This is a genomic window from Streptomyces sp. NPDC001568 (genome assembly GCF_042893755.1).
Taxonomy (GTDB): Bacteria; Actinomycetota; Actinomycetes; order Streptomycetales; family Streptomycetaceae; genus Streptomyces.
Map to the genome: position 1 here is coordinate 399392 of NZ_JBIAVF010000001.1, position 26548 is coordinate 425939.

The 26548-nt window shown below is 73.2% G+C and carries 20 protein-coding genes; 11 read left to right on the plus strand and 9 right to left on the minus strand.

Going from position 1 to position 26548, the window contains the following annotated elements:
• Positions 1-56 precede the first annotated feature (56 nt).
• Positions 57-1169 carry an alpha/beta hydrolase gene (locus ACFY0I_RS01950; RefSeq protein WP_388888785.1) on the plus strand — a complete coding sequence of 371 codons (1113 nt, stop codon included), beginning with the start codon at positions 57-59 and terminating at the stop codon, positions 1167-1169.
• A 17-nt stretch (positions 1170-1186) separates the two neighbouring features.
• Positions 1187-1954: a trypsin-like serine peptidase gene (locus ACFY0I_RS01955; protein ID WP_388888787.1), complete on the plus strand. Its 768-nt coding sequence runs from the start codon at positions 1187-1189 to the stop codon at positions 1952-1954.
• A 100-nt stretch (positions 1955-2054) separates the two neighbouring features.
• Here the strand turns inward: ACFY0I_RS01955 and ACFY0I_RS01960 are convergent, their stop codons facing one another.
• Together ACFY0I_RS01960 and ACFY0I_RS01965 are read right to left on the minus strand one after the other, a co-directional pair.
• Entirely contained in the window at positions 2055-2873 is an 819-nt protein-coding gene (locus ACFY0I_RS01960; protein ID WP_388888789.1) for an isocitrate lyase/phosphoenolpyruvate mutase family protein, read from the minus strand.
• Between the two features lie 87 nt (positions 2874-2960).
• The gene (locus ACFY0I_RS01965) at positions 2961-4073 is read right to left on the minus strand and encodes a pyridoxal-phosphate dependent enzyme (RefSeq protein ID WP_388888791.1); all 1113 of its coding nucleotides are present in this window, start codon (positions 4071-4073) and stop codon (positions 2961-2963) included.
• A gap of 209 nt (positions 4074-4282) precedes the next feature.
• On the opposite strand from ACFY0I_RS01965, the gene ACFY0I_RS01970 reads away from it, so the two are divergent.
• From ACFY0I_RS01970 to ACFY0I_RS02005, 8 genes are all read left to right on the plus strand, one after another.
• The gene (locus ACFY0I_RS01970; protein WP_388888793.1) at positions 4283-5857 is read left to right on the plus strand and encodes a S8 family serine peptidase; all 1575 of its coding nucleotides are present in this window, start codon (positions 4283-4285) and stop codon (positions 5855-5857) included.
• A gap of 146 nt (positions 5858-6003) precedes the next feature.
• On the plus strand, positions 6004-7161 hold the full coding sequence (locus tag ACFY0I_RS01975; RefSeq protein ID WP_388888796.1) for a DUF4190 domain-containing protein: 1158 nt from the start codon (positions 6004-6006) through the stop codon (positions 7159-7161).
• A gap of 220 nt (positions 7162-7381) precedes the next feature.
• Positions 7382-8134 (plus strand): GntR family transcriptional regulator, encoded by a 753-nt coding sequence (locus ACFY0I_RS01980; RefSeq protein ID WP_388888798.1) that lies wholly within the window; start codon positions 7382-7384, stop codon positions 8132-8134.
• Between the two features lie 174 nt (positions 8135-8308).
• The gene (locus ACFY0I_RS01985; protein WP_388888801.1) at positions 8309-9991 is read left to right on the plus strand and encodes a purine-cytosine permease family protein; all 1683 of its coding nucleotides are present in this window, start codon (positions 8309-8311) and stop codon (positions 9989-9991) included.
• Positions 9992-10151: 160 nt separating this feature from the next.
• Positions 10152-10346 carry an SPOR domain-containing protein gene (locus ACFY0I_RS01990; protein ID WP_267012425.1) on the plus strand — a complete coding sequence of 65 codons (195 nt, stop codon included), beginning with the start codon at positions 10152-10154 and terminating at the stop codon, positions 10344-10346.
• 40 nt (positions 10347-10386) lie between these two features.
• Complete coding sequence (locus ACFY0I_RS01995; RefSeq protein ID WP_388888803.1) at positions 10387-10821, plus strand: (deoxy)nucleoside triphosphate pyrophosphohydrolase; 435 nt, start codon at positions 10387-10389, stop codon at positions 10819-10821.
• Positions 10822-10975: 154 nt separating this feature from the next.
• Positions 10976-11404: an ATP-binding protein gene (locus ACFY0I_RS02000; RefSeq protein ID WP_388888806.1), complete on the plus strand. Its 429-nt coding sequence runs from the start codon at positions 10976-10978 to the stop codon at positions 11402-11404.
• Positions 11405-11553: 149 nt separating this feature from the next.
• On the plus strand, positions 11554-14178 hold the full coding sequence (locus ACFY0I_RS02005) for a SpoIIE family protein phosphatase (RefSeq protein WP_388888809.1): 2625 nt from the start codon (positions 11554-11556) through the stop codon (positions 14176-14178).
• 93 nt (positions 14179-14271) lie between these two features.
• On the opposite strand, the gene ACFY0I_RS02010 is transcribed toward ACFY0I_RS02005, so the two are convergent.
• From ACFY0I_RS02010 to ACFY0I_RS02040, 7 genes are all read right to left on the minus strand, one after another.
• Positions 14272-15000 (minus strand): PspA/IM30 family protein, encoded by a 729-nt coding sequence (locus tag ACFY0I_RS02010; RefSeq protein WP_388888812.1) that lies wholly within the window; start codon positions 14998-15000, stop codon positions 14272-14274.
• A 161-nt stretch (positions 15001-15161) separates the two neighbouring features.
• Positions 15162-17285, minus strand: a complete 2124-nt coding sequence (locus tag ACFY0I_RS02015; protein ID WP_388888814.1) for a TPM domain-containing protein — start codon at positions 17283-17285, stop codon at positions 15162-15164.
• 95 nt (positions 17286-17380) lie between these two features.
• The gene (locus ACFY0I_RS02020) at positions 17381-19513 is read right to left on the minus strand and encodes a protein kinase (protein WP_388888817.1); all 2133 of its coding nucleotides are present in this window, start codon (positions 19511-19513) and stop codon (positions 17381-17383) included.
• Between the two features lie 101 nt (positions 19514-19614).
• Positions 19615-20388, minus strand: coding sequence for a succinate dehydrogenase/fumarate reductase iron-sulfur subunit (locus ACFY0I_RS02025; protein ID WP_388888820.1), 774 nt, complete (start codon positions 20386-20388; stop codon positions 19615-19617).
• Positions 20385-22295 carry a fumarate reductase/succinate dehydrogenase flavoprotein subunit gene (locus tag ACFY0I_RS02030; RefSeq protein WP_388888823.1) on the minus strand — a complete coding sequence of 637 codons (1911 nt, stop codon included), beginning with the start codon at positions 22293-22295 and terminating at the stop codon, positions 20385-20387. Before ACFY0I_RS02030 ends, ACFY0I_RS02025 begins: the two co-directional genes overlap by 4 nt.
• Position 22296: 1 nt before the next feature.
• Positions 22297-23121 carry a hypothetical protein gene (locus tag ACFY0I_RS02035; RefSeq protein WP_388888825.1) on the minus strand — a complete coding sequence of 275 codons (825 nt, stop codon included), beginning with the start codon at positions 23119-23121 and terminating at the stop codon, positions 22297-22299.
• 96 nt (positions 23122-23217) lie between these two features.
• A complete protein-coding gene (locus ACFY0I_RS02040; protein WP_388888828.1) occupies positions 23218-23442 on the minus strand; it encodes a hypothetical protein in 225 nt (74 codons plus the stop codon).
• Positions 23443-23796: 354 nt separating this feature from the next.
• On the opposite strand from ACFY0I_RS02040, the gene ACFY0I_RS02045 reads away from it, so the two are divergent.
• Positions 23797-26247, plus strand: a complete 2451-nt coding sequence (locus ACFY0I_RS02045; RefSeq protein WP_388888831.1) for an ABC transporter family substrate-binding protein — start codon at positions 23797-23799, stop codon at positions 26245-26247.
• Positions 26248-26548: the final 301 nt, after the last annotated feature.

Genomic DNA, 26548 nt, shown 5'->3' on the forward strand with positions numbered 1-26548 from the left:
CCTATCGGTCCGACTCGCGCCCAACCAGGGCGCCGCAGAAGGAACGGGAACAATCCGTGCAGCAAGACCAGCAAGGCGACGACAGCCCCAGGGCCGACAGCCCCAAGGCCGGGGGCCCCACGACCGGGGGCCGTCGTGGCCGCCCGAAGCGCCGGCGTCGGCTCGTGATCGGCACGCTCGCGCTCCTCCTCGTCGCCGGGGGCGGCGGGGCGGCGTACATGGCCGGCCTCTTCTCCGACATAGGGGAACCGGTGTCCTTCGGGAAGATCCAGGAGTCGGCCGCCGCCGAGGACATCCGGCCGGGGGTGCTGATGCCCACCGGCCCGAAGGCCCGGTTCAGCCGCGCCAGCCGGCTGCCGGACGGCACGCAGATCGCCGTGACCACCCTGACCGGGGCGAAGTCGGGGTTCACCGGGGACGTGTGGGTGTGGGTCCCCAAGGAGTACGACGAGCCGCGGTACGCCAAGAGCGCCTTCCCGGTGCTGATCTCCCTGCCCGGAGGCCGCGGCTACCCCAAGAACTACTGGGGCACCGGCCCCGGCCTCGGCCTCCAGCAGGCCGTGATCGACGGGGCGAGGGAGGGCACCAGCCTGCCCTTCATCCTCGTCATGCCGGTGATCAACGCCGACACCAAGAACCACTTCGACGGCTCGGACATCCCCGGGCAGCCGAAGATGGGCACCTGGATGGCCGATGACGTCCCGGATTTCACGAAGGCCAATTTCCGCACCTTCACCTCCCGCGACGGCTGGGCCTTCATGGGTTCTTCCTCGGGCGGCTTCGGGGCCTTCAAGCACGTCCTGAAGTACCCGGAACGCTTCAAGGCGGTCATCGCCAGCGGCGTCGACTTCGTCCCCGATTCCCCGCTCTGGAAGGGAAACCGGCAGGCCATGGACGAGAACAACCCGGAGAAGCTCGCCGACAAGCTGATCAAGGCGGGCGGTCCGGACGTCTACATCAACTTCCAGATCGGCACCAAGGAGAGCGGCCGCGACCTGGCCGAGAAGTTCATGAAGCAGTACGGCAAGGGCCCCGTGCACACCCGGCTCCAGGTGATCCAGGATGGTGAGCACAACGGAAAGTCGTACGTACGCGGCATGAGGGAGGGTTCGCTGGCGTGGATCAGCAAGGTGTTGCGAGCGCCGACACCCGAGCCCGCCGTGGGCTGAGCCCGGTGGTGCGGAGCGTGTCGGCCGCCGCCGTCGCGGGGATCGCGGCGGTGGCCGCCGTCGTCCTCCTCAAGGCGTCCGAGGACCGGTCGGTGCACCCCTTCCCCACCGTGGGCGTGCTCATGGCGGGCGGGGAGCACTGGTGCACGGCGAGCGTCGTCGACAGCCCCCGGGGCAACGTCGTCGCCACCGCCGCGCACTGCGTGGCGCCGGCGGGCGAGGACGGACAGCCGGGCGAGGTCGCCCACGACGGCCTCGCCATCGGCGAGCTCTCCTTCGCCCCCGCCTTCTCCGGGGAGGGCGAGGGCACCCAGCCGCTCGGCGTGTGGAAGGTCAGCTCGATCCACGTGGACGAACGCTGGACGAAGTGGGGCGACGACACCGCCGACTTCGCCTTCCTCACCGTCGAGCCGGACGAGGACGGACGCAGCCTCCAGCAGCGCGTCGGCGCCGGTGAGGCCCCCCGACCCGACTGGACCTCCGGCTACGAGCGCGAGGTGACCGTGATCGGCTATCCGGAGTCCGAGCACAACCCGCAGAACAAGCCGGTCTCCTGCACCACCCGGACCCGCCACGACGACGATGACCCCGACATGCTGTACATCAGCTGCTCGGGATTCTGGACCGGCACCAGCGGCAGCCCCTGGATCGCCGACCGCGGCGGTACGGACCGACCCGGCCGGCTGATCGGGGTGCTGAGCGGCGGCGACACGGACGTGGACTCCACGGCGGCCCTGTACGACGAGCGCGCCAAGGCCCTCTACGACCGGGCGGCCGGCGGCTGATGCCCGCCGCCGGCACCGCTGCCCCTCGCGCCCCCGAGCGAACGGCGGCATGGTCTCGACGACGATCCGGGCCGTCGGCCCACGCGGGCACACCGCCTTCTCAGCCCTCGAGCAGGCCGTTCAGCTCGCCGTAGGAGAGCGAGTCGGCGAGGGAGCCGTACGTACCGCCCGCGAGCAGTTCCTCGGTGGCGCGACGGGCCACGGCGTACGCGGCCTCCGCGACCCAGGACCCGAGGCTGACCCGGGCCACCCCGATGGCGCCCAGCTCGGCGACGGACGGCGCGGCCGGGCCGACGAGGACGTTGAGCGGGGCGTCGATGCCCTTGGCGAGCTCGGCGAGGGTGTCCGGGTCGACGACGCCGGGCACGAAGATCCCCGAGGCACCGGCTTCGAGGTAGGCGGCGGCGCGGGCCAGGGTCTCGTCGAGCCGGGTCCCCGGGGCGCCGAGGCCGCGCAGGTAGGTGTCGACGCGGGCGTTGATGAAGAGCGGCACCCCGACGGCCTCCGCGGCGGCGCGGGCCGCGGCCAGTCGCTCCGCGTGGTCGGCGGGGGCGCGGTCGCCGTCCTCGATGTTGACGCCGACGGCGCCCGCGGCCAGCACCCCGGTGACGGTCTCCCCGACCCCGGCGGCGTCGGCGCCGAAGCCGCCCTCGATGTCCGCGGTGACGGGCACGGACACGGCGCCCGCCACGCGGGCGATCAGGTCGAGGGCCCGCTCGCGGGCGAGGGCGTCCCCGTCGGGCGACCCGAGGGACCAGGCCACGCCCGCACTGGTGGTGGCGACGGCGCGGGACCCGGCGGCCTCGACGACGCGGGCACTGGCGACGTCCCAGGCGTTGGCGAGGGCGAGCGGGGCGGCGGGGGTGTGCAGCGCGGCGAAGGCGGCGGCGCGGGAGGCGAGGTCACGGGTGTCGGTCATGGGTGCAGTTCACCAGAGCGGCCCCGCGGGGGCTGGCGGATTTCCGACACCATGTCACGGTGCCCGCCGGAGCCCGCGCCCGCCCGGTTACGCCTGCGGCCCCGTCTTCGCCCCCGCCCCGCACAGCGGGATCACCGCGGTGCGGCCCTGGAGGGGGTCGTCGGGGGCGCCGGGGCGGACCGCCGCCCAGCAGGCCGCCGCCGTCGGCTCGACGAAGAGGCCGCGGCCGGCCAGGTCGCGCCGGGCCTCGCGCAGCCGGTCGTCCGGGACGGTCAGGAACGTGCCGCCGGACTTCCGTACGGCCGCCAGGATCTGCCGGGCCCGTGGTGGCGCCGGGATGGCGATCCCCTCGGCCAGGGTCGGCAGTTGGGGCACCGGCTCCGCGTCCTTTGCCCCCGCGGCGAACGCGGTGGCCAGCGGGGCGACCGCCGCCGCCTGCACCGCGATCAGCGCGGGGGGCCGCACCCCGCGCCGGGCCAGCTCCTCCACCGCCAGCGCGGCGCCGAGCAACAGGGTGCCGTTGCCGACCGGGACCACCAGGACCTCGGGCAGTCGGCCCGCCATGGCCTCCCAGATCTCGTACACGTACGTCTTCGTGCCCTGGAGGAAGTAGGGATTGAAGACGTGGCTCGCGTAGAAGACCCCGGGGGCGTCCGCGGCGGCCCGGGCGGCCAGTGCGGTGGCCTCGCGACCGCCCGGCACGATCCGTACCGTCGCCCCGTGGGCCCGCATCTGCTCGGTCTTCTTCGGCGAGGTGCCCTCGGGCACGAAAACTTCACAAGTGAGTCCGGCCCGCGCGCAGTAGGCCGCCACGGACGTGCCGGCGTTGCCGCTGCTGTCCGCGACGACCCGCTCGGGCGCCAGCCGGCGGGCCAGTTCCGCGAGCATCACGGCGCCGCGGTCCTTGAAGGACAGGGTCGGCATCAGGAAGTCGAGTTTGGCGTGAACGCGTTCCGTCAGCGGCACCATCGGGGTGTGGCCTTCGGACAGGGAGACCGAGAACGCCCCCGGCAGCGGCAGCGCGGCCGCGTAGCGCCACAGGGAATGGGGGCCGGCGGACGGCTCCAGGGCGATGGCCGGATCGGGTGCGAAGTCGAGGTCCCAAGGGCCACCGCAGACCGGGCAGCACCACGGGGCGGTCCGCACGTCCGCGCGGGTGCCGTCCTCGGAGCAGACATAACCAGGGAGTGCGTGCGTCATGTGCGGAACGCCTTTGCTCAATCATGGCCGTTGTATGGCACGGATGTTACGCGTCCGTTGTCCTCTTGTGGGATGCCGCACAGGTGGGTCAACCTTTCGGAGGCGACGGCCTGTTGGGCACCGTTCATTGTCATGAACATGCCTTTCAGGGTCTTCGTGCGCCGTCGCACACCCCCCGCAGCGCACCACCTATGAGGAGGACCCCTCACATGTCCGTGATGCGTCACACCCGCCGGAAGATCGCCGGCATCAGCGCGACCGCCGTCGTGGCCCTCGCGCTCGGCGCGGCCGCCGCCCTACCCGCCTCGGCGGCCGACCGCGGCGCATTGGGCGTCATCGAGAACGCAGGTGTCGAGGGAGCGATCTCCGGCAGCTACATCGTGACCCTGAACGACTCCGCCGCCCGCTCCACCGCCGAGAGCGGCAAGGCCGTCGCCAAGCGGTACGGCGCGAAGATCGACCGGACCTACAGCGCCGCCCTCAACGGCTATTCCGTCGAGGTCTCCGAGGCGCAGGCCAGAAAGCTCGCCGCCGACCCCGCCGTCAAGTCGGTCGTGCAGAACCGCCTCTTCACCGTCGACGCCACCCAGCCCAACCCGCCGTCCTGGGGCCTGGACCGCATCGACCAGCGCTCGCTCCCGCTGGACAACAGCTACACCTACCCGGACAAGGCCGGCGAGGGCGTCACCGCCTACATCATCGACACCGGCGTCCGGATCACCCACCAGGACTTCGGCGGTCGCGCCTCCTACGGCTACGACGCGATCGACAACGACAACACCGCCCAGGACGGCCACGGCCACGGCACCCACGTGGCGGGCACCGTCGGCGGCACGGCGCACGGCGTGGCCAAGAAGGCCAAGATCGTCGGCGTCCGCGTGCTCAACAACCAGGGCTCGGGCACCACGGCCCAGGTCGTCGCGGGCATCGACTGGGTGACGCGCAACGCCGTCAAGCCGGCCGTCGCCAACATGTCGCTCGGCGGCGGCGCGGACTCCGCCCTCGACACGGCCGTACGCAACTCCATAGCCGCCGGCATCACGTACGCGGTCGCGGCGGGCAACGAGTCGACGGACGCGAGCACCAAGTCCCCGGCGCGCGTCGGCGAGGCCATCACCGTCGGCTCGACCACCAACACCGACGCCAAGTCCAGCTTCTCCAACTACGGCAGCATCCTGGACATCTTCGCGCCGGGCTCCAACATCACCTCGACGTGGGGCACCGGGGACACCGCGACGAACACCATCTCGGGCACGTCCATGGCCTCCCCGCACGTCGCGGGCGCGGCCGCGATCTACCTCTCGCAGAACCCGGCCGGCACTCCGGCGCAGGTCTCCGCGGGCCTGGTCGCCGCGGCCACCCCGAACGTGGTCACCGGTGCCGGCACCGGTTCCCCGAACCGGCTGCTGAACGTGGGCGGGGGCACCACCCCGCCCGGTCCGGGCACCCGCTTCGAGAACCTCAACGACTACGCGATCAACGACAACTCCACCGTCGAGTCGCCGATCACCGTCAGTGGGATCTCCGGCAACGCCCCGGCCACGCTGAGCGTGCCGGTCGACATCAAGCACACCTACGTCGGTGACCTGAAGGTCGACCTCGTCGCCCCCGACGGCACCGTCTACAACCTGCGCAACCGCACCGGCGGCAGCGCGGACAACATCATCCAGACCTTCACCGTGAACGCCTCCTCCGAGGTCGCCAACGGGGTCTGGAAGCTGCGGGTCGCCGACCTGGCGGGCGCCGACGTCGGCAAGATCGACTCGTGGGCGTTGCAGTTCTGACGACCTCCCGGGCGACCGGGTGGCAAGGGGCGCGATAACAGGCTGGATCGCGCGATGAACGCGGGGGCGACCGGATGGCCGGTCGCCCCCGCTGCGTACTATTTCGCGCATTCGTTCGCGCCCCCCGTGATGGAGCACCTCACCCTGTGAGCACCCCGCCCCCGCCGCAGGCCCCCGGTCCCGGCCACCACTGGCCTCCGCCGCCCCCGCAGCCGGTGTGGGGGCCGCCGGCCCACGCGTACCCGCCCGCGCTCAACGGGTTCGCCCTCGCCTCCCTGCTGGTCGGGCTGCTGTGCTTCCCGCCGCTCGGGATCGTCTTCGGGGTCGTGGCGCTGGCGCAGATCGCGCGCAAGCGGGAACGGGGCCGACCGCTGGCCGTCGTGGGCCTGGTGGTCTCGCTGGCGATGACCGTCGTCGCGGTGGTGGGCATCGACGCCTACGGCAGGGCCTTCCTGGACCGGATGGGTCCCTCCCGCGCGTACGAGGAGGTCGAGGGCGAGCCGGCCGTCATGGAGGAGCTCCGGGCGGGCGAGTGCTTCAACGTCCCCGGCGGCGACCTCCTCGACGAGGACCCCCTCGCCCACCGCATCGGCTGCGGGCAGGTGCACGACGCCGAGGTGACCTCCACGACCCTGCTCGACACGGCGGCCTTCCCCGGCACGCAGAAGCTCCAGCAGACGGTCACGGACCTGTGCTGGAAGGCGCAGGACGCGTACGCGATGGACACGTGGGCGCTGCCCGCCTACGCGGAGATGTTCTACTTCGCGCCCTCGCGCGAGTCCTGGCGGGAGGGCGACCGGCGCCTGATCTGCGTGATCGGCACCTCGGAACAGGATCACCGGGGCAGCCTGCGCCAGGACGAGGGGATGCTGACGCCCGAGCAGGTGACCCTGCTGCGTTCGCTGAACACGGCGGACCAGGCGTTGGGGCGCGGCCCCGACGCGGAGGTCGCCGACGCGCTGCCGCGGTACCGGACGTGGGCGCGGGAGGTCGAGGAGGCGCTGGGCGCGGAGGTGCGGATGCTCCAGGACGTGACGCGACGGCCGGGCACGGGTCCGGCGGCGGCCGCGCAGCTGGGGGAGATCGAGGCGGCGCGCCGGGCCTGGCAGAAGGCGTCGGGAGCCTCGCGGCCGGCCGATTTCCAGGCCGCGTGGGACCAGGCGTTGGCGGCGGTCTCCGTCGACACGGAGAAGGCGTTGCGCGGCGCCTACGGGTTGTCGACCGTGGTTCCGGAGTGGCTCGAGGACTACCCGGGCGACGCGGGCGAGGATGCGGGGGGCGCGCCTTCGGCGGAATCGGTCTGAGGGTGCCGCCGCCGGGGGAGGCGGGGTCGCGCGCGGGATCGGTCGCGGTAGTCGTGGCGGTAGTGGTGGCGGAATCGGTTCGGGGCCCGGTGGGTAACGCGTGGTGACGGGTTTGAGTGACCTGGCTTCATCACTTCGGGTGAAACTCTGGCCCGTGCTTGCGCAGTACAACCGTCGGTTGCCAGGGTGTAGCTGTCTGTCAACCTGATGGGAGTGGCCAGTGACTTTCGGTGAGCAGCCGGCCTATCTTCGCGTCGCCGGTGATCTGCGACGGAAGATCGTCGATGGGTCCCTGCCCCCGCATGCCCGGCTCCCTTCACAGGCCCGGATCCGCGAGGAGTACGGGGTCTCCGACACCGTCGCCCTGGAGGCGCGCAAAGTCCTCATGGCCGAAGGGCTGGTCGAGGGCCGCTCCGGCTCCGGCACCTACGTGCGCGAGCAGCCCGTACCGCGCCGGGTCGCGCGTTCCGGCTACCGCACGGGCGGCGCGTCGACGCCGTTCCGGCAGGAGCAGGCGGAGACGGGCGCGCGCGGCACGTGGGAGTCGAACAGCGAGCAGGCGCCGGCGCCGGCCGAGATCGCGAAGCGGCTCGGCATCGAACCGGGCGACCGGGTCATGCGCACGCGGTACGTGTTCCGCGACGCGGGGGAGGCGATGATGCTCTCCACCTCCTGGGAGCCGCTCGCGGTGACCGGCCGGACCCCGGTGATGCTGCCGGAGGAGGGGCCGCTGGGCGGCTCCGGGGTGGTCGACCGGATGGCCGCGATCGACGTCGTCGTCGACAACGTGGTCGAGGAGGTCGGCGCGAGACCGGGCCTGGCCGAGGAGATCATGTCGCTCGGTGGGGTCCCGGGCCACGTGGTCCTCGTCGTCAGCCGCACGTACTTCGCTTCAGGGCGGGCGGTGGAAACGGCCGACGTCGTCGTCCCGGCGGACCGCTACCGGCTCGCCTACCACCTGCCGGTGAGGTAGCCGCGCGACAGCCGGGCCCGGGGGCGTGCTCCGGGGCCGGCGGGGTGCGTATCGGTGAGCGGACGGCGGGTGCGGTGGTGTTTACCGGGCGGTGACGCCGGGCGGGTGGGTGTTACCCGGGGGCAACGCGCGGGAGTGACGGGCCGTCACGTGCCGGACCTAGCGTCGGGCGGCATGACCGACACCGCCACCACTCCCGCCCCCGCGCCGCCGGCCCGCAGTTACGCCAAGCTCGCGGCCGACGAGAGCCGCGAGGACTATTCGCTGCGGTACGCGCCGCACGCGTTCCGCCGGTGGGGACCCGGCACCGTCGCCGGCACCGCGCTCGGCGGGATCGCCTACCTCGCCGACTTCGCGATCGGCGCGTCCATCGTCTTCGCCTACGGATTCACCAGCGGAGCCGCCGCGATCCTGGCCGCCGCGGCCGTCATCTTCCTGACCGGCATCCCGATCGCGCGCGCCTGCGCGACGTACGGGCTGGACATGGACCTGGTGACGCGCGGCGCCGGCTTCGGGTACTTCGGCTCCACCCTGACCTCGCTCATCTACGCCTCCTTCACCTTCATCTTCTTCGCCCTCGAAGGCTCGATCATGGCCCAGGCCATGTACCAGGCCTTCGGCCTGCCCGTCGAGATCGGCTATCTGGTCACCACCCTCATCGTGATCCCGGTCGTCTTCCGCGGCATGGGCGCCCTCGCCAAGGTGCAGGCCTGGACGCAACCGGTCTGGCTGGTCGGGCTCGCGCTGCCCTTCCTGGTCCTCGCCTTCGAGGCGCCCGACGCCTGGGGCGCCTTCACCCACTTCGGCGGGACCGAAGGAGCCGGCGCCGGCTTCTCCTGGATCGGCTTCGGCTTCGGGACCGGAATCGCCCTCTCGCTCATCGCGCAGATCGGCGAGCAGGCCGACTACCTGCGCTTCATGCCGGCCAGGACCGCCGCCAACAGTCGCAGGTGGAACCTCGCCGTACTCGCCGCCGGACCCGGCTGGGTGATCATCGGCGCCGCCAAGCAGCTCGGCGGGGCCTTCCTCGCCTTCGTCGCGCTGGAGGCGGTCGGCCGGACGCACGCCCTGGAACCGATCGCCCCGCAGATCGAGGCGCTGCGCCCCTGGCTCGGCGGCTTCGCCCTGCCCGCCGCCGCGCTGTTCGTCATCGTGTCGCAGGTCAAGATCAACGTCACCAACGCCTACAGCGGCTCGCTCTCCTGGTCCAACTTCTTCTCCCGCATCACCCACCGCCACCCCGGCCGGGTCTGGTACATCTTCCTCAACCTCGGCATCGCGCTGACGCTGATGGAGCTCAACATGTTCGCGATGCTCGGCAAGCTGCTGGGCTTCTACTCCAACGTCGGCATCGCCTGGATCGCCGCCGTCGCCACCGACCTCGTGATCAACAAGCGGCTCGGACTGAGCCCGCCGTACATCGAGTTCAAGCGGGCCTATCTGTACGCCGTCAACCCGGCGGGTTTCGGCGCGATGGTGATCGCCTCCACGGTGTCGATCCTCGCCTTCTTCGGACTCTTCGGCACCTGGGCCGAGGCCTTCTCCACCTTCATCGCCGCCGGACTGGCCCTCGTGCTGTGCCCGTTGATCGCCTGGGCGACCGGCGGGAAGTACTACCTGGCCAGGCCGAACACCGTGAACGGCCCCGGCGTGGAGGTCGCGGACATCACCGCCACGCACACGTGTTCCGTCTGCGTGGCGGCGTACGAGCTCCCGGACATCGCCGACTGCCCGGCCCAGGCCGGGCCGATCTGCTCGCTGTGCTGTTCCCTCGACGCCACCTGCGGCGACGTCTGCCGCAAGGGGGCGGCGGTCGGGGCGGTGGCCCTGCCGATGCCTTCCGTACGCCGGGTCTGAACCGGCGCACACGGCCCTTTCGTACGCCTGGCCGGATGCGTACGCCCTCAAGGTACCTCTTCGTGAAAAACCGTATCCGCACAGTAAAGGTCGGGCGTAAGCTCGGGCATATGCGCAATGCGGTTTCCTGGGCAGGTACATCGGCGGAGGGTGAAGCGCGATGAACGACAGCGGTGCCCTGCTCCCATGGCTGGTCATACGTCAGGACGACAACGGCAACCGCTACCGGGTGGGTCGGTACCCCACCCGGGCCGAGGCCCAGAAGGTCGTCGACAGCCTCGACGACCGGGGACACAAGCAGCTCTACTGGGTCGAGCGGATCGGACAGGGCAGCCAGACCGCCACGACGAACTGAGGCCGCCGGAACGCCGACGGCCCTGGCATAGGCTCCGTCCATGACTGAACGCGTGGTCGTGGGCGGAGCCCTTTGTCATGACGGGCGCCTGCTGGCCGCCCGGCGCAGCGCCCCGCCCGAGCTGGCCGGGCGCTGGGAGCTCCCCGGGGGCAAGGCCGAACCCGGCGAATCCGTACCCGAGGCGCTGGTGCGCGAACTGCGCGAGGAGCTCGGGGTCGAGACCGAGGCGCTGGAGCGGATCCCGGGGGAGTGGCCGCTCAAACCGGGTCTCGTGCTGCACGTGTGGACGGCCCGGTTGCTGTCCGGGGAGCCCGCCCCGCTGGAGGACCACGACGAGCTGCGCTGGCTGGGGCCCGCCGAGCTGGACTCCGTGGACTGGCTCGACCAGGACCGGCCCGCGGTCGCCGAGGCCGGGCGCCGGCTGCGCGCCGCCGCGCTCCCGGAGCCGCACGACGGGGCGCACCGGGGCGCGTGAGGCTCGCGCGGTAGGCCGTCTGCGCCACCGTGCGCCGGTGCGTGGGGGATCGAGTGGTACGACGCCCCGAATATCGGGTATGTCGCTATTAATCCCTATCTCGTCCCCCTTTCGTCCCCGACGAACCGGACTGGGGTCACTGCTGGCCCGGGAAGTGATCGGCGTGATCGACGCAGACGGTGAACGTGCCGAATGGGCCTTCCCCGCCGAACCCGGTGCCGTCCGCACCGCCCGCCACGCCGTTCGCGGCACGCTGCGTTCCTGGGGCCTGGACTCCGTCGGCGACGTGACCGTCCTGCTGGTCAGTGAGCTGGTGACGAACTCCCTGCGCTACGCCTCCGGCCCCATCGGGGTCCGTCTGGTACGGCGCAAACCGGCCGCCGGGGACCTGGCGGCCGGCGACGCGCTGCTCGTGGAAGTTTCCGATCCGCTTCCGGATCCGCCCCGCGCGAAGGTCGCCCAGCCGGACGACGAAGGGGGCCGGGGGCTCCACCTCGTGGCCGTCTCGGCGCAGCGTTGGGGAACCCGCCACGGGAAATCGGGCAAGACTGTGTGGTTCGAGTTGGCTCTTCCTGGTGAGTAACAAGGTGAAGGGTGGCCAACGATCACCGGACGTGGCTCGAAAACAACGGGACCTTTTTGTGATCGTGAACGCCGTGCCGTCCGGGGCCGTGGTGCTGAATACTTCGGTCATGGCCGGTCCGGTTGCGGTGAGCTGGAGGGGACGGTCGCGTGAGCGAGATACCTGCGCAGGCACATCAGGGCCGAGTGCCCAGGGAGACATGGCACGACTCCTTGTGGCACAGCAGTCCGCCTGGCTCGATATATGACTACATAAAGGTCGCTTCCTTCTCGATCGGTCCGGACGGGCTCGTCGACCAGTGGAGCCTGCGCGCCGAGGAGCTGTTCGGGCTCACCGCCGCCCAGGCGGTCGGGCGCGACCCGGTCGAGGCCTTCATGCCCCCGGAGCTGCGGGCCGGTGGGCACCGCAAGGTCGCGGAGATCCTCGACGGCAAGGAGTGGACGGGCCTGGTCCCCTTCCGGATCCCCGATGGGGACGGGGCGCACGGGGTGGCCGAGATCTATGTGATGCCGACGCTGACCGAGACCGCCGAGCGGGCGGCGCTGTGCGTCGTGGTCGACGTGCGCGCGCTGCGGCGGATCGAATCCGATCTCGCGGCTTCGCAGGCGATATTCGGCCAATCTCCTTTCGGGTTCCTGCTCTTCGGTACGGACCTCACCGTGCAGCGCGCCAACCGCCGCTTCGCGACCGTGTTCGGCGGAGCCGTGGAGGAGCACCGCGGCCGGACCGTGCACGACTACCTGCCCGCCCACGAGGCAGACCGGATGGCCGACGCCCTGCGCCGGGTCCTGGAGACCGGTCAGTCCGTCACCGACCTGAGGATCACCGGCGCGGCCCCGGGCAGCCGCGAGAAGCGCCACTGGTCCATCAACCTCTACCGGGTCCACGGCGGCACCGGCCTGCCCATCGGCATCGCCGGCCTCGGCACCGACGTCACCCGTCGCCACCTCGCCGCCCGCGAGGCCGCCGGGGTGCGCCGCAACCTCGCCCTCCTCAACGAGGCCGGGCACCGGATCGGGAACTCCCTCGACCTGGAGACCACCGCCCGAGAACTCCTGGACGTCACCGTCCCGGGCTTCTGCGACCTGGCCGCCGTCGACCTCTACCAGGGGCTGCTGCTCGGGGACGACGACCGCCCCGCCCGTCCGCAGGGCCCCGGAGTGCCCTCGCTGCCCGGGCAGGGGGCCGGGCGCGCCCCGTCCGCGCCGCTGCGGCGGGTCGCCTTCGCCTCCGCCGTGTCGGACGCCCCGCTGTCGGGGCCCGGCGCGCTGGTCTCCGTAGGGGAGATCCACCGCTATCCGGCCGCCTCGCCCGGGGCACTGGCCCTGCGCACGGCGCGACCCCGGCTCGCCCCCGCAGGGGGGTCGGACGACCTCGTGCAGTCCACGCTGCTGGTGCCGATGGTGGCCCACGACACGGTGGTCGGCCTCGCCCAGTTCTCCCGTACGAAGGGCAGCGAGCCCTTCGGCGAGCGGGACCGGGCCGTCGCCGTCGAACTGGCCGCCCGGGCGGCCGTCTGCATCGACAACGCCCGCCTCTACCGGCGGGAACACGAAAGGGCCCTGATACTGCAACGCAGCCTGCTGCCCCCCGGTGACCCGGAGGCCGCCGGACTCGACATCGCCTGCCGGTACCTGCCGGGGAACGCGGCGACCGAGGTCGGTGGGGACTGGTTCGACGTCATCGAGCTGCCCGGACACCGCACGGCGCTCGTCGTCGGCGACGTGATGGGGCGCGGCCTGCGGGCCGCCGTCGCCATGGGCGAGCTGCGGACCGCCGTCCGCACCCTGGCCCTGCTGGACCTCGAACCGGCGGAGGTGCTCACCGCCCTCGACGAGGTCGCGCGCGGTCTCGGCGCCCCCGGCGGCTCCCAGCAGGCCTCACGCGCCGCCCTGCACTCGCGGGACGCCGACCGCTCCGAGGTCTACCTCGCCACCTGCGTGTACGCCGTCTACGACCCGGTCACCCGGCGTTGCACCATCGCCAACGCGGGCCACATGCCGCCCGTGCTGGTCGAACCGGCCGAGGAGGGCGGCGCCCCCCGCCCCGGCCTGCTCCTGGAGATCCCCACCGGGATGCCGCTCGGCGTGGGCGGCGAACCCTTCGAGGAGGTCGAGGTGGAACTGCCGGAGGGCGCCCTGCTGGCCCTCTACACCGACGGGCTGGTCGAATCCCGCGACCACCCGCTGGAGGAGGGGCTGCGCGGACTGCGCGAAGCCCTCGCGGATCCGGTGCGCCCGCTGGAGGACGTCTGCGACCACGTGCTGAACACCCTCGACACCCGGCACGGGGAGGACGACATCGCCCTGCTCATGGCCCGGGTGCAGGGGTTGCCCCTGGACGCGGTCGGCGACTGGCAGTTGCCCCGCGAGGCCCGCTCGGTGGGTCGCGCCCGCGAACTGGCCCGGGGCAAACTGCCCGCCTGGGGACTCGAAGGCCTGCTCGACACCACGGAACTGCTGGTCAGTGAACTGGTGACGAACGCGCTGCGGTACGGCGAGGGCGAGATCCGGCTACGGCTGCTGCTGGACCGGACCCTGGTGTGCGAGGTGTGGGACGCGAACCTGGCCCAACCCCGCCGCCGCCGGGCCCGGGACACCGACGAGGGCGGCCGCGGCCTGCAACTCGTCGGCCTGCTCTCCGCGGGCTGGGGCACCCGCCGCACCCACCGGGGCAAGACCGTCTGGTTCGAACTGCCGCTGCCCATGCCGGGCGGCCCGGGGGAGTCCGTCACCGAACTGACGGCGGAACAGCTCCTCGCCCTGTACGGATAGCCGGGCACGGGGGGTGCGAGACCGCACCCCCCGCCGCGGCACCCCCTTGCCCGCCCTCACGTGGGGCGGGCCGGGGGTCGGTCCGTGTCCGGATCAGGCCGCCCGGCCCGGCCTGCCCGCCTTGAGGGCGGCGAGGCGGTCCTCGATCTCCGCGCTCTTGCCGAGGTCCTCCAGGGACTCGAACTGCGCGTCCAGGGAGGAGGCCGCCAGCTCCTGCTTGCCCGCCGCCATGGCCTCCTCCCGGCGGACCTTCTCCTCGAACCGGTTCAGGTCGCTGGTCGGGTCCATGACGTCGATGTTCTTCACCGCGTCCATCATCGTGTTCTGCGCCTGCGCGGTCCTGGCCCGGGCCACCAGCTCGTCCCGCTTCGCCTGGAGCTCCGTCAGCTTGTCCTTCATCGAGGCCAGGCCCGACTTCAGCTTGTCGACGACCTCCGTCTGGGCGGCGATCGTCGGCTCGGCCGTCTTCGCCTCCCGCTCGGACTGCATCTGCCGGCCCAGGGCCACCTTCGCGAGGTTGTCGAACCTGTCGGCGTCCGCGACGCTCCCCGCCGCCCGCAGTTCGTCCGCCTTCCGGCTGGCCGCCAGCGCCTTGTCGCCCCACTCGGCGGCCGCGTCCCGGTCCTCCTTGTGGTCCGCCTCCAGCATCCGCAGGTTGCCGATGGTGGTGGCCACCGCCTGCTCGGCCTCCGAGATGTTGTTCGTGTAGTCGCGGATCAGCTGGTCGAGCATCTTCTGCGGATCCTCGGCCTGGTCCAGCAGCGCGTTGATGTTGGCCTTCGCGAGCTGGGTGACGCGGCCGAGGATGGTCTGCTTGCTCATGGGTCTCTCTCCTGGTGAGGGGACGTCGACGTCCTTGCACGAGGCGTTACGGGTCGCATGTCGCATGTCGCATATCGCGGTGTGCCGGTGCCGGTGCCGGTGCCGGTGCCGGTGCGGGTGCCGGTGCGGGTACGGGTACCAGGCACGGTCACGCCGGTCGGTCAGAAGCGGCCGCCACCGCCCATCCGGCCGCGCGTCCCGCCGCCGCCGAAGGATCCCGGACCGCGGCTCCCGCCGCCGCCCCCACCGCCGAAGCCGCCCCGGCCGCCGTACCCGCCCCCGCCGAAGCCCCCGCCGCCGCGCAGGATCTCGCCGAGGATGATGCCGCCGAGCACGGCCCCGCCCCGGCCGCCGCCGGCGCGGGAACCGGCGTACGGGTTCTGGTACGCCCGTACGTCCTGCTCCGCCAGCTGCTGCGCCTGCCGGGCCAGCGAGTCCGCCTGCTGCGCCTCCGTCAGCGCGCCCGCCGGGTCCGTCGCGGCCAGCGACACCGAGCGCTCCAGGTGCCGCTGCGCCTCCGCCAGCCGGGTCCGGGCCTGGCTGGCGACCGCACCCCGGCTGGTGGTGATGTAGTCCGTCGCCGCGCCGATCGCGCTGCGGGCCGACAACAGGGCCTGGTCCAGCAGGCCCACCGCGCGACGCCGGCCCGACTCCTGCTCCCGCGCCCCGGCCAGCGATTCGTCGAGGGCCGCGTCGGCCTCCTCCACGCGCCGCAGCGCGTCGATCGGGTCGTACCGCCCGGCCTCCTGCTCCCGGCGCACGTCCGCGAGTACGGCCTGCGCCCGGCCGATCCGGCCGCGCAGGTCCGCCGTCGAGACGCCCTCCGCGGTGCCCGTCAGCAGCCCGGCGGCGTCGGCGAGGTCGGACTCCGTCTCCGTCAGCGCGCCCGGCAGCTTCCCGGCGGCCTCCGCCAGCTCCTGGGCCCGCCGCTCCACCGCGTCCACCAGGGTGGCCGCCTGGTCCACCGCGCCCTCGGCCGCCCGTACGTGCACGGCCGCCCTGCCGTTCTCCTCCTCGTGGAGCGCGGCCCGGGCCTCACCGAGGTGGGTCGTCGCGAACAGCAGCCGGTCCTTGGCCTGTTCCGGGTTGGAGGCCACCGGGGCCGAAGCGGAGTCCGCGTACCGCCCGGCCAGCGCCGTCAGCGTCGCCACCGCCGTCGTCGTGCGCCCGGTCAGCTCCCCCAGGTGCGCCTCGACGGTCTCCACCGCCCGCGGGGCGTTCTTCTCCAGGTCCCGGAGCCGGTCGAAGGCCTCCGACTCCGCGTCGAGCCGACGGTTGGCCTCCGTACAGCGGGCCACGATCTCGTCCAGCATCCGGCGCCGGGTCGCGTCGTCCTCCGGGTAGGCGTCGTCGAGCTGCTGGCGCAGCCGGAAGGCGTGCGTCAGCTCGTCCTTCGCGTGCGCCACGGCCTCCGTGAAGGTGCCGACGGCCTCGTCGCCGAACTGCGCCGAGGCGAAGCCGAGTTCCTCCGTACTGGTGCGGACCGCGTCGTCCGTCCCGACCAGCAGCGCCTTCGCCCGGGCGTCGAGCTCCGGCAGCGACACCTCCGCCCGCTGTCCGTCCCAGCCCGCGTGCGAGGTCGCCGCACCGCGGCCGCCGCCCTTGCCGCGCTTGCGGCGGCTGTACGCGTACGCACCCAGCGCGCCGGCCGCGCCGACGGCGACGACCGGCAGGACGAAGTCGCCCGCGCCGCTCTCGCCGCCCGCGCCGCCACCCGGATCGGCCTCGCCGGGGGTGATGGCCGGGACCGGGACCGGCAGCCCGCCGAGCACCGCGCCGTAGCCGTTCGCCGCGCCGATCGCGGCGCCCGCCCAGTCGTTCTCCTTCAGGGCGGGCTCGATGGCGGTCCGGGCGACGTCCGCCAGCTGCTGCTCCGTGAAACCGGACTCGGTATCGGCCGAATAGGCGTACTGCCGGGCCCCGGTGGCCACCGCGAGCAGGACGTCGTTCTGCCCCAGCCCGTTCTTCTGCGCCGTGGCGTCCGCCCAGCTCTGCGCGGAGCGCCCGGAGAAGTCGTTGACGTACGTGACGAAGAGCTGGATCCGGCGGTCGGCGTACAGCTTGTCCAAAGCCGCCGTGACCGCGGGCAGCCGGTCGCCCACGGCCCCGACGCGGTCGGTGACCTGCCCCTGTCGTGACAGGGTGACGGGATCCTCGGCGCGGGCCACGGGCGCCCCGACCACCCCCCACCCGCCGAACGCCAGCAGCGCGGCGGCCAGGGCCAGTCCGGTGCGCAGGGGTATCCGGGCGGCGGAGCGCCTCTTCGTCCAGGGGGGCGGAGTCACATTTCGGAGATTATGGGCGGTTCGCCCCGCCCGCACCCGGAGTGGGCCGCCTGCCGTGGCCCCGGGCGGGCCCGGCCGGGACCGCCCGGCCCCGGCTACGGGACGGCGACGGCGGTCAGTTCCGGCAGGGCGACCGCGACGCCGCCCCCGGTCCGCACCGCGCTCCCGATGCCCGCGTGCTCCCACTGCCAGCGCAGTTCCCCGCTCAGCAGGTCCAGGGCGGCCAGGAACGGGGGCCGGGGCGTGCGGCCCAGCAGCCCGCCCCGGCCGCCGTCCGCGGCCTTCACGTACAGCAGGTCCCGCGCGCCGGGCGCGCCCCGCACGTCGTGCCGAGCCGGCCCGGCGCCCAGCAGCTCGACCGCGCAGTCCGGCCCCTGACGCCGGACCAGCGGTCGGCGCCAACGCACCGCCCCGCTCTCCGCGTCCAGCGCGCACACCGTGTCCCAGCCCTCCTGCGCCCGGTGCGCGGCCACGTGCACGGTGTCGTCGAGGGCCAGCATCCCGGTCGGCGCCGGAGTTCCCGCGTCGAAGTGCCAGACGACGTGACCCTCCCGCCGGTGCAGCGCCCGTACCGTCTTCCCGTCCGTCACGTGCACCGGACCGCCGGGCAGCCTCGGCCCGCCGCGGTGCGTGTTGCGCGGCCAGTGCCACAGCGGCTTCCCCGTGGGCAGGTGCAGGGCGGTGAGGAGCAGGCCGTCCGCCAGGACCAGGCAGTTCCCGGAGACGGTCGGCCGGCGGGAGATGGTCCCCTGGACCCCGTACCGCCACACGGTCTCCCCGCTCGCCCCGTCCAGGGCGGTGAGTCCGCCGCCCGCCCCGTACAGGACCAGCCCGCCGGTCGCGGTGAGCGCCGGAGTCCTGGCCGGTGGTTCCGGCAGGTCGCGCCACCAGCGGACCCGGCCGTCGCCGGCCTCGCGGGCCAGTACGCGGACGCCCTCGCCGTCCCGGCCCGACACGGCCACGTACACCGACCCGGTGTCCGCCGCCGAGGACACGGCCGAGACCGTGGGCAGTTCCGACGCGGGTACGCCCTCGTCGGCGCGGGCCGTCCACAGTCCCGCACCGGTGGCGGCCCACACCGAGCCCACCTCGTGCCCGCTGCGCCACACCACGCTGTCCCCGGCGGCGTGCAGGGCCTGCGGCCGGACGCGGGAGCGCCACAGCACCTCCCCGGGCGGGGCCGCGTCCCGCGTCCGGGACGGGGCGGCGCCCGCCCGATCCCCGGCGGCGGCCGGCCGGGCCGGCCGGGGCCCGCCCCCCGGCCCGGCGCTCCCGGCCCGCGCCCCGCCGACGCCCGCCCCCGCCGCCCCGGCGCCCCCGGCCCCGGCGCCCCCGGCCCCGGCGCCCCCGGCCGACCGGACCGCCGCAGTCGCCTCGGCGGTGCCCGCCGCGGCCGCCACCGGGGCCCCCGACCCCACCGCCCGTTCCAGCGCGCGCAGCGCCGCCGCGGCCTTGGCCGCCGACGCGGGGCGGTCGGTCGGGGACTTCGCCAGCAGCGTCGCCAGCAGCGCGGCCACGTCCGGTGTCACCGGCAGCGCCGCCGGGGCCTCCTCCACGTGGCGCAGCATGAGGGCGTACGGGCTGCCGGTCGAGCCGAACGGCGGCTCCCCGCTCAGCAGGGCGTACAGCACGCACCCCAGCGCGTACAGGTCGCACCGGGCGTCGACCCGCTCGCCCCGCCACTGCTCGGGCGCCATGTACGCGGGCGTGCCGAACATCCGGCCCGTGACCGTCCAGCCCGCCGTCGCGTCCGAGGAGTGCGCGATGCCGAAGTCGCAGATCTTGAGCCGGCCGCCGGGCAGCAGGAACAGGTTCCCGGGCTTGAGGTCCCGGTGCACCACGGCCTGCGCGTGCGCCGCGGACAGGGCCTCGGCCGTCTGCGCGGCCAGGTCGAGGGCCGTCGCCACCGGTAGCCCGCCCGGGGAGCGGGCCAGTACCGCCGCCAGGTCCTCGCCGGACAGCAGCTCCATGACGATGAACAGCCGGCCGTCCTGCCGGCCCACGTCGTGCACCACGGTGATCCCGGGGTGCTGGAGCCGGGCGCCGATCGTCGCCTCGCGCCGGAACCGGGCGGCCGGCTCGTCGCCCGTGGCCGCCTCCAGCAGCACCTTCACCGCGACCGACCGGTCCAGGCTCAGGTCGTGCCCGCGCCACACCTCGCCCATCCCGCCCCGACCGAGCCGCTCGTCCAGCCGGTACCGGCCCGCCAGTTCATCCCCCACCCGCACCGCGCATGCCCCCTGACTCCACGTCAATGACGTTTCCCCAGGGGGCATTGTCCACGGCGAAGTGAACGGCAGGGGGGCGGGTCGATGGGACCGCGTCGGCCCTACGGCGCGCCGCGCCTGCGGATCCGGCTCCCCAGCCACACCAGCGGGTCGTACTTGCGGTCCGCGGCCCGCTCCTTCAGCGGGATCAGGGCGTTGTCGGTGATCCGGATGCCCTCGGGGCAGACCTCCGTACAGCACTTGGTGATGTTGCAGTAGCCGAGCCCGTGCTCCTCCTGGGCCGCGCGCCCGCGGTCCAGACCGGCCTCGGCCGCCGCGTCCAGCGGGTGCATGTCGAGCTCGGCGACCCGCATCAGGAAGCGCGGACCGGCGAAGGCGCCCTTGTTCTCCTCGTGGTCACGGACCACGTGACAGGTGTCCTGGCACAGGAAGCACTCGATGCACTTGCGGAACTCCTGCGAGCGTTCCACGTCCACCTGGTCCATCCGGTACGCGCCCGCCGGCACCCCCTCCGGCGGGACGAACGCCGGTACCTCCCGCGCCTTCGCGTAGTTGAAGGACACGTCGGTGACCAGGTCCCGGACCACGGGGAACGCCCGCAGCGGAGTGATCGTGACCGTCTCGTCCCGGTCGAAGACGGACATCCGCGTCATGCACAGCAGCCGCGGCCGCCCGTTGACCTCGGCGCTGCACGAACCGCACTTGCCCGCCTTGCAGTTCCAGCGCACCGCCAGGTCCGGGGTCTGCGTCGCCTGGAGCCGGTGCACGATGTCCAGCACGACCTCGCCGTCGTTCACCTCGACGGTGAAGTCCCGCAGTTCGCCGCCCTCGGCGTCGCCGCGCCAGACCCGGAAGGCGGCATCGTAGGTAGTCACTCGTAGAGCTCCTCTTCGGCGAGGTACTTGACCAGCTCGTCCTTCTCGAACAGCGCGAGCAGGTCGGGGCGGATGGGTTCGGTCCGGGTACGGACGAGCGCGATCCGGTCGGCCGCCGGGTCCGCGGGGTCCGGCCCGGGCTCCGCCGGGACGCACAGCAGGTTCACCGCGCGCCAGTCCCGCTCCATCGCCGGACAGTCCTCGCGGGTGTGTCCGCCCCGGCTCTCGGTGCGCTCCAGCGCCGCCCGGGCCACGCACTCGCTGACCAGCAGCATGTTGCGCAGGTCCAGCGCCAGGTGCCAGCCCGGGTTGAACTGCCGGTGCCCCTCGACCCCGGCCCGGGCGGCCCGTACGCGCAGCCCCGCGAGCCTCTCCAGCGCCTCGGCCATCTCCCCCTCCCGGCGGATGATGCCGACCAGGTCGTTCATGGTCGTCTGGAGCTCCTGGTGGAGCGTGTACGGGTTCTCCGCGCCCTCGGCGGCGTGGAAGGGGGCCAGGGCCTCCGCCGCCGCCGCGTCGACCTGACCCTGGGGGACGGCCGGCCGCGCGGGCCCGGCCGCTGCGGCGTGCTCCGCCGCGTGCAGGCCGGCCCGACGGCCGAACACCAGCAGGTCGGAGAGGGAGTTGCCGCCGAGCCGGTTCGAGCCGTGCATGCCGCCCGCGACCTCACCGGCGGCGAACAGCCCGGGCACGCCCACCGTCGCCGCGGTGTCGGAGTCGACCGCGATCCCGCCCATCACGTAGTGGCAGGTCGGGCCGACCTCCATCGCCTCGGCGGTGATGTCCACGTCCGCCAGCTCCTTGAACTGGTGGTACATGGAGGGCAGCCGCCGCCGGATCCGCTCGGCCGGCATCCGGGTCGACACGTCCAGGAACACCCCGCCGTGCGGGGAGCCGCGGCCCGCCTTGACCTCGGAGTTGATCGCCCGGGCCACCTCGTCGCGGGGGAGCAGTTCGGGCGGACGCCGGTTGTGGTCCGGGTCCTCGTACCAGCGGTCGCCCTCCTCCTCCGACTCGGCGTACTTCTCCTTGAAGACGTCCGGGACGTAGTCGAACATGAACCGCTTGCCCTCGCTGTTGCGCAGCACCCCGCCGTCACCGCGCACCGATTCGGTGACGAGGATCCCCTTGACCGAGGGCGGCCAGACCATGCCGGTCGGATGGAACTGCACGAACTCCATGTTCAGCAGGGGCGCTCCGGCGAGCAGGGCCAGCGCGTGCCCGTCGCCGGTGTACTCCCAGGAGTTGGAGGTGGTCTTGAAGGACTTGCCGATACCGCCCGTGGCCAGCACCACCGCCGGGGCCTCCAGGACGAAGAAGCGGCCCGACTCGCGCTCGTAGCAGAAGGCCCCCGAGACGGCGTCCCCGTCCTTCAGGACCCGGGTGACCGTGCACTCCTGGAAGACCTTGAGCCGGGCCTCGTAGTCCCCGTGCTCCTTGAAGTCCTCCTGCTGGAGGGCGACGATCTTCTGCTGGAGCGTGCGGATCAGCTCCAGGCCGGTGCGGTCGCCGACGTGCGCGAGGCGCGGGTACTCGTGGCCGCCGAAGTTGCGCTGCGAGATCCTCCCGTCGGGGGTGCGGTCGAACAGCGCCCCCCAGGTCTCCAGCTCCCAGACCCGGTCCGGTGCCTCCTTGGCGTGCAGCTCGGCCATCCGCCACTGGTTGAGGAACTTCCCGCCGCGCATGGTGTCGCGGAAGTGGACCTGCCAGTTGTCGCCCCCGTTCACGTTGCCCATGGAGGCGGCGATGCCGCCCTCCGCCATCACCGTGTGGGCCTTGCCGAAGAGGGACTTGCAGATCACGGCCGTCCGCGCGCCCCGCTCCCGGGCCTCGATGGCGGCCCGCAGTCCGGCGCCGCCGGCGCCGACCACGACCACGTCCCACTGCTGCCGGTCGACTTGCGCCATGTCAGAAGATCCTCGGGTCGTCGAAGGTGCCGGTGGCCAGCAGGTACACGTAGAGGTCGCACAGGGCGACGCTGATCAGCGAGGCCCACGCCAGCTGCATGTGGCGGGCGTTGAGCCGGCTGACCCAGCCCCACAGGCGGTAGCGCACCGGGTGCTTCGAGAAGTGCTTCAGGCGGCCGCCCATGATGTGCCGGCAGGAGTGGCAGGACAGGGTGTACGCCCAGATCAGCACGGTGTTGGCCAGGAAGATCAAGGTGCCCAGGCCCGCGTGGCCCCAGTCGTAGTGCGCGTCGCGGAAGGTCAGCACGGTGTCGTAGGTGAGGATCGCGGCGACCGGGACCGCCGCGTAGAAGAAGTAGCGGTGCGCGTTCTGCAGGATCAGCGGGAAGCGCGTCTCACCCGTGTACGAGGAGTGCGGCTCGGCGACGGCGCAGGCGGGCGGCGACGCCCAGAAGCCCCGGTAGTAGGCCTTGCGGTAGTAGTAGCAGGTCAGCCGGAAGCCGAGCGGGAAGATCAGGATCAGCAGCGCGGGGGACAGACCCCACCAGCTGCCGAACAGGTCCAGGTTGGGGCCGCCGCGCATCCGCTCGCAGTTCTCCGCCAGGCAGGGGGAGTAGAACGGGGAGACGTACGGGGCCGCGTAGTAGTGGGCGTTGGCGAACGCCCGCCAGGTCGAGTACGCGATGAAGGCGAGCAGCCCGGCCGCGGTGCCGGCGGGCGAGAGCCACCACCGGTCGGTCCGCAGGTGCCGGGCCGCGATGGCGGCCCGGGAGGGCCCGTGGACGCCGCCGGGCCGCTGCTGGGATGGTTCCGTGCCTGTGGCCAAGGAGAACTCCGGGTGGAGTGTCGAGGGGTGGCCCAGGAGACCCGGCGCCGCGGGCGCCGGGCCAGATGGGGTGGGTACGGACGGTCCGACGCCGCGTCAGGGGGCGCGACGGTCGCGGGCGCCGAGGCCCTCGTCGTCGGAGTCCGTCCAGAGGGTGCTGTCGTACGGCGTGTCCGGGACGGTGATCATCGGGGCCTGACCGGGCGGCCGCGGCGCGTCGCCCGATGCCTGCCGGGCGACGTCTCGCTCAAGCCGCTCCACCGAGCGGACCAGCTCGTTCAGGTTGCGTCGTACGGCGGTCAGATCGTCTTGCAGGGACATGACGTGCCCTCACTTCCGCGGGTGCGGTGACCGTGCTCATGGGCGCCTGCGAGTGTCGCCCCTCCCGTCCCCGGTTGTGAAGAGACGTGCGGCGATTGCGGGCGCGCAGGCCGAAACGCGCGCCCCTCCCGCTCCCTTCCGTCCCTCGATCGGCGCAACGACCGCCCGGGCCACGGGCCGGATTGGTCCGCCCGGGTGGGGTTCGCGGCGTGGCGCGGTCCGGCTGCGGGGAGCCCGGGGGGCTGTCTATTTCAGTGGGTTTCAACACCAGTGTGATCAGCTCCATATACCGCCGAACGTGATCTTGACCCCATTTCTCGCGTCCCATCACGCCCCGCTCCGGAGGTACCACCCATGTCCCAGCGAACGCGCAGGTCCTTGGCGCTCCTGACCTCGGGAGTCCTCGCACTGCCGCTCCTCGCGGGCTGCGGCGCGGGCGACGAGGAAGGTGGACGGGCCGCAGCGGGTCCGGACATCGCGACGACGGCCCGCGACCGGGTCACCGACGGCGGTGTCCTGCGCTGGGCGGTGGACAGCCTGCCGAACACGCTGAACACGTTCCAGGCCGACGCGGACGCCACCACCTCCCGCATCGCCGGCGCGGTCCTGCCGCACCTGTTCGTCCTGGACGGCAAGGGTCGGCCCGTGGCCAATCCCGACTACCTGGAGAAGGCCGAGGTCGTCGCACGCGAGCCCAAGCAGGTCGTCCTCTACAAGCTGCACCAGCAGGCGGTCTGGAGCGACGGCCGTGAGATCGGGGCCGCCGACTTCGTCGCCCAGTGGCGGGCCCTGAACGGCAAGGACTCGGCGTACTGGACGGCCCGCAACGCGGGCTACGACCGGATCGAGAAGATCGAGAAGGGCAAGACCGACCTGGAGGTCAAGGTCACCTTCTCCAAGCCGTACGCGGACTGGCGCTCGCTGTTCAGCCCGCTGTACCCGAAGCAGGTCACCGGCACCCCGGACGCCTTCAACGAGGGCGCCCGCGGCACCCTCAAGGTCACCGCCGGACCCTTCTCCCTCGGTGCCATCGACAAGAAGACCGGCACCGCCGCGCTGACCCGCAACCCGCGCTGGTGGGGTCAGCCGGCCAAGCTCGACACCCTCGTCCTGACGGCGGTGCCCCGCGCGCAGCGGCCCGCCGCGCTGGCCGCCGGGAGGATCGACCTCGGGGAGCTCGACCGGGCGGGCGCCGACCGGATCGCCCTCGCCCACCGCGACGCCGGGCGCGCGCGGGGTGCGAACGGGGCGCACGGCCCCGGCGCCGCCCTGACGCCCGCGCAGGCCACCCTGTCCTGGGCGCTGGCCCACGGCGCGGACGAGGGCAAGGCCCGGGAGGAACAGGAACTGCGGCAGAAGAACGCCGACGCCGTCAAGAAGTACGCCGACGAGCAGGCGGCCCTGCGCACCTTCGCCGTCCGCAAGTCGCTGGAGCCCGCCTACACCCAGCTCGCCATGAACGGCGCCTCCGGCCCGCTGGCCGACGAACGGGTCCGGCGCGCCATCGCCCGCGCCCTGGACCGCAAGGCGCTGGCCGAGATCGTGCTCAAGCCGCTCGGCCTGCCCGCCGAGCCCGTCGGCAGCCACCTGGCCCTCGCCGGGCAGCAGGCGTACGCCGACAACAGCGACGCCCTCGGCGGCCGGGACCCGAAGGCCTCCCAGGCGCTCCTCGCCGACGCGGGCTGGCGCCGGGGCGGCCGGCTGACCGACCCCGCCGGCACCAAGGCGGGCCCGGAGGGCGCCGCGAAGGACGACTCGAAGACCCCCTCGGCCGCCGCGGGGCCGGGCACCGGCAACGACGGCCTGTACATCGTCGGCCAGGACGACGGCCGCAACGGCGACCTGCGCTCGGCGGCCGCCCAGCTGACCGCCCGCACCAGAGCCCTCCCGGGCCGCCCCGCCGCGGCGCCCGGCGACCACGGGGGCGAGCAGGGGCAGGACGTCCTGCCGCCGCTCCCGGACGGATCCGCGTACGGCCTCGACGGGGAGATCGTCGACGCCGACGCCTTCCTGCCGGGCGGCCCCGGAGCCGGGGAGGACCGGCCGGCCGCCGCCCTGGCCCCGGCCTCCCTCGCCGCCCAGCAGGAGGACGTCCTGCTCGCGCAGGCCGAGGCGGTGGACGACGGCAAGCGCGCCGAGGCCGCCGAAGGCACGGCCGCGGCGGACGGGGACGACGCCAAGGAGCCCGCGGAGGCCAGCCCCGCCCCCGCCCCCGTCAAGCAGACGGCCCGCACCTCCGGCACCATGCTCGCCAAGGACGGCAAGCAGCTCACCCTGCGCTTCGTGCTCCCCGCCGGCCCGGGCTCGGAGGCCCTGCGCTCGGTCGGCGAGCGGATCTCCCGGACCCTGCGCGAGATCGGCATCGGCACCGAGATCACCAAGGTCGCGGACGAGAGCTTCTTCAAGGACCACATCGCCTCGGGCCAGTACGACCTGGCGCTCTACTCCTGGCCCGCGACGGCCTACCCGGCCACCGACGCCCGGCCGATCTTCGCCAAGCCGGAGCCGGCCGCCGACGGCTCGCTCCTCGTCGAACAGAACTACACCCGCGTCGGCACCGACCACATCGACCAGCTCTTCGACGAGGCCCTCGGCGAGCTCGACGAGAAGCAGGCCCGCGAACTCATGCGCAAGGCGGACGCCCGGATCTGGGCCGCCGCCGGATCCGTCCCGCTCTACCAGCGCCCCGAGCTGGTGGCGGCCAAGCCCGGTCTGGTCAATGCCGGCGCCTTCGGCCTGGGAGCGCCCCGCTTCCAGGACATCGGTTGGAAGAAGGCCGTCCAGGCGAAGGACAAGAAGAAGTAGGGGCGGCCGGCGGGCGTACCGCCGGAGGAGAACTGGTGACAAACGGGTGCGCCACCCGGTGACCCGCGGGTCACAAGCTCAGAAGTGACTCAAGTCCCTTGCCCGCCGGACACCCGGCGGGCAAGGTCGTGCATACCCGTTGACCCGCATGAACACAGGCTCCACCGATGGCCGGGACTCCCCACCCCACACCCGGCCGTCCTCGCTCGTCCGGCCTCTTGACAGACCCCCCGGCAGCCGGTTCCCGCCAACCGACGTACGATGGGGTAAGGCCGTGGCAGGTTTTCGCCCGGTCGAGGCG

What these genes read in the sequence shown, in the direction of transcription:
- ACFY0I_RS01985 (WP_388888801.1), top strand. Translation starts at nt 8,309, where the DNA reads ATGACCGACACCGCCACCACTCCCGCCCCCGCGCCGCCGGCCCGCAGT.
- ACFY0I_RS02040 (WP_388888828.1), bottom strand. Translation starts at nt 23,442, where the DNA reads ATGTCCCTGCAAGACGATCTGACCGCCGTACGACGCAACCTGAACGAG.
- ACFY0I_RS02010 (WP_388888812.1), bottom strand. Translation starts at nt 15,000, where the DNA reads ATGAGCAAGCAGACCATCCTCGGCCGCGTCACCCAGCTCGCGAAGGCC.
- ACFY0I_RS01965 (WP_388888791.1), bottom strand. Translation starts at nt 4,073, where the DNA reads ATGACGCACGCACTCCCTGGTTATGTCTGCTCCGAGGACGGCACCCGC.
- ACFY0I_RS01970 (WP_388888793.1), top strand. Translation starts at nt 4,283, where the DNA reads ATGTCCGTGATGCGTCACACCCGCCGGAAGATCGCCGGCATCAGCGCG.
- ACFY0I_RS01960 (WP_388888789.1), bottom strand. Translation starts at nt 2,873, where the DNA reads ATGACCGACACCCGTGACCTCGCCTCCCGCGCCGCCGCCTTCGCCGCG.
- ACFY0I_RS01995 (WP_388888803.1), top strand. Translation starts at nt 10,387, where the DNA reads ATGACTGAACGCGTGGTCGTGGGCGGAGCCCTTTGTCATGACGGGCGC.
- ACFY0I_RS02045 (WP_388888831.1), top strand. Translation starts at nt 23,797, where the DNA reads ATGTCCCAGCGAACGCGCAGGTCCTTGGCGCTCCTGACCTCGGGAGTC.
- ACFY0I_RS01990 (WP_267012425.1), top strand. Translation starts at nt 10,152, where the DNA reads ATGAACGACAGCGGTGCCCTGCTCCCATGGCTGGTCATACGTCAGGAC.
- ACFY0I_RS02030 (WP_388888823.1), bottom strand. Translation starts at nt 22,295, where the DNA reads ATGGCGCAAGTCGACCGGCAGCAGTGGGACGTGGTCGTGGTCGGCGCC.